This is a genomic window from Streptacidiphilus monticola, assembly GCF_042658505.1.
Lineage (GTDB): Bacteria > Actinomycetota > Actinomycetes > Streptomycetales > Streptomycetaceae > Streptacidiphilus > Streptacidiphilus monticola.
The window spans coordinates 1-747 of the sequence record NZ_JBHSQJ010000205.1 but is presented as its reverse complement, the minus strand read 5'-3'; the positions used below and the strand labels follow the sequence as shown (position 1 = coordinate 747).

Here is a 747-nt window from a genome sequence, read left to right as displayed (position 1 = left end):
CGGGAGTGTCCGGATCTTTGTGGGTGGCCTGATGTCGGGGATTGTGGTCAGTGGTCGGTGACGCGGTCGCCGTAGTAGCCGGCGAGGCTGTTGATGGCCTGCTTCCAGGCCGGGGTCTTCCCGGTGACGTTGGCCCGGTTCTTGATCGGGTTGCGGATCACGAGGTAGAGGACCTTGAGAGCGGCGTCGTCGTCGGGGAAGTGTCCGCGGCGACGGGTGGCTTGGCGGAAGCGGGAGTTGAGGGACTCGATCATGTTGGTCGTGTAGACGACGCGGCGGATCGGGGCGGGGAAGCGCATGAACACGATGACGTGTTCCCAGTTGCGGCGCCAGGTGTCGATCACGGCCGGGTAGCGCTCGCCCCATTCCTCCTCGAAGCGGGCGAACCGCTGCTCGGCCTCGTCGGCGGTCTTCGCCGTGTAGACCTCGCGCAGTTGTCGGGCGATCGCGGCCCAGTGCTGCTTGGCCGAGTACCGCAGGCTGGTGCGGACCAGGTGGACCACGCACAGCTGCACGTCGGTCTGCGGCCACACGTCGTTGATCGACTCCGGTAGCCCCTTCAGGCCGTCGCAGCAGGCGATCAGGACGTCGGCGACGCCGCGGTTGCGCAGTTCGGTCAGCCAGGTCATCCACTGCTTGGCGCCCTCGCCGCCGGTGCCGACCCACATGCCCAGGACGTCGCGGTCGCCGTCGAGGTTGATGCCGACCGCGACGTAGACGGGCTTGTTCGCGACCGCGCCGTCGCGG

1 protein-coding gene is annotated in these 747 nt (G+C 68.0%); it reads right to left on the bottom strand.

Features of this window, described 5'->3' with window-relative positions:
* Positions 1-47 precede the first annotated feature (47 nt).
* On the bottom strand, positions 48-747 hold a 700-nt coding region (locus ACFP3V_RS31335), incomplete at its 5' end, for an IS256 family transposase (RefSeq protein ID WP_380591084.1).